The 1958-nt window shown below is 63.9% G+C and carries 2 protein-coding genes; both read left to right on the top strand.

Translation table 11 applies throughout. The features are described from left to right. Positions 1–265 precede the first annotated feature (265 nt). Positions 266–772 (top strand): peroxiredoxin, encoded by a 507-nt coding sequence (locus tag AC3WVS_RS30160; protein ID WP_492321574.1) that lies wholly within the window; start codon positions 266–268, stop codon positions 770–772. Positions 773–925: 153 nt separating this feature from the next. Continuing rightward, on the top strand, positions 926–1843 hold the full coding sequence (gene lpxC / locus AC3WVS_RS30155; protein ID WP_340529039.1) for a UDP-3-O-acyl-N-acetylglucosamine deacetylase: 918 nt from the start codon (positions 926–928) through the stop codon (positions 1841–1843). The last annotated feature ends 115 nt before the right edge of the window (positions 1844–1958 follow it).

The following is a 1958-nucleotide window of genomic DNA, read 5'->3' as shown; positions in this document are numbered from 1 at the left end:
CACAAAAAAAAACCCCCCCCCCCAGATACGGAATGCGGTCTCGTGGGCTCGGAGATGTGTATAAGACCCCCCCCAAGAGGTGCGCCGCGCGGACGTCTTTGTAGCAAGGTGTATCGGATCCGCGCCGGATGTCACCGGATGTGACCCGGCTTTGGCAATGCGGGCTAGGCGCCTATGATCTTGAGATTGCCCGTCTGCCTGAGTGCGGGCGCCTGCGCCCCGGCATCCGGACTATTCTTCAGAAAACCCAGAAGGACCACGACCCATGATCACTGTCGGTTCCCGCGTCCCCGACGCCACGCTGCAGGAATTCTTCGAAACCGAAGGCAACGGCTGTGCGCTCGGCCCCAATGCCTTCAAGGTGGCGGACCTGGTCCGCGGCCGCAAGATCGTGGTGTTCGGCCTGCCCGGCGCTTTCACGCCGACCTGCTCGGCCAAGCATGTGCCGGGCTTTGTGCAGCACGCCGCGGCGCTGCGCGAGGCCGGCATCGACGAGGTCTGGTGCGTGTCGGTCAACGACGCCTTCGTGATGGGCGCCTGGGGCCGTGAGCAGCAGACTGGCGGCACGGTGCGCATGATGGCCGACGGCAGCGCCGAGTGGACCCGCGCGTTGGGCCTGGACCAGGACCTGGGCGCGCGCGGCATGGGCGTGCGCTCCAAGCGCTACGCGATGGTGATCGACGACGGCGTCGTCACCCGGCTCGACGTCGAGGCACCGGGCGAATTCCGCGTCAGCAGCGCCGAGGCAGTGCTGGCGGCGTTGCGTGGCTGACACAGTCATCCGGGTAAACGTGGCTAATACGCAACTTGTTAAGGCGGTGTTAACAGCCGGAAACAAAACCCGGCTGCAGCGCCCCTGAGGTGGTGGTAAAATCCCTTAATCAGAAAAGCCGCCCGATAGATTTTTATAATAGTTGAGGCTGTCATGCTCAAGCAGCGCACCATCAAATCCCTGGTAAAGACCGTTGGCATCGGCCTGCACTCGGGACGCAAGGTCACGTTGACCCTGCGTCCCGCGCCGGCGGACACCGGCATCGTCTTTACCCGCGTCGACCTGCCCGAGGCCGTCGAGATTCCCGTGGCCGCGTCGGCCATCGGCGACACGCGCCTGGCATCGGTGCTGCAGAAGGATGGCGCGCGCGTTTCGACCGTCGAGCACCTGATGTCGGCCTGTGCGGGCCTGGGCATTGACAACCTCTATGTCGATGTCGACGCCGAGGAAATCCCGATCATGGACGGCAGCGCCGCGTCCTTCGTGTTCCTGCTGCAGTCGGCCGGCATTGAAGAGCAGAACGCGCTGAAGACCTTTATCCGCGTCAAGAAAGCGGTGGAAGTGCGCGAGGGCGACAAGCTGGCGCGGCTGGAGCCGTTCTTCGGCTTCAAGCTGTCGTTCACCATCGACTTCCGCCACCCGGCGGTCGACAAGACCGGTCAGACCTTCTCGATCGACTTTGCCGACACCAGCTACGTGCGCGAGATTGCCCGCGCCCGCACCTTCGGCTTTGCGCACGAGGTGGAAGCCCTGCGCGAGATGGGCCTGGCGCGCGGCGGCAGCCTGGACAACGCGATCGTGCTGGACGAGCACCGCATGCTCAACAATGAAGAGCTGCGCTACGGCGACGAGTTCGTGCGCCACAAGATCCTGGATGCGATCGGCGACCTGTATGTGGTGGGCCATCCGCTGATCGGCGCCTATGTGGCGAACAAGTCGGGCCACGGCCTGAACAACCAGCTGCTGCGCGCGCTGCTGGCCGACCAGGAAGCCTACGAGCTGGTCACCTTCGACCGCGTCGAGGAAGCCCCGGCCGCGTTCCTGCCGCAGGCGCAGCCGGCGTTTGCCTGATCCTGGCGAACTGGCGCAAAAAAAGCCGACCCGAGGGTCTAATGCCGTTCAGTTAAGACTGAACGGCATTTTTCATTGTTAGCCGCCGAAGCAGTTGTAAACCGCAAGCCGCAAT

Source organism: Cupriavidus sp. CPT47-8839-RL05A (genome assembly GCF_058792255.1).
The sequence above is the reverse complement of the archived record's forward strand: the minus strand, read 5'-3'. Positions and strand labels throughout refer to the sequence as shown.

Excerpts from the sequence above, each read along its gene's own strand:
- AC3WVS_RS30160 (WP_492321574.1), top strand. The coding sequence starts at position 266 with ATGATCACTGTCGGTTCCCGCGTCCCCGACGCCACGCTGCAGGAATTC.
- lpxC (WP_340529039.1), top strand. The coding sequence starts at position 926 with ATGCTCAAGCAGCGCACCATCAAATCCCTGGTAAAGACCGTTGGCATC.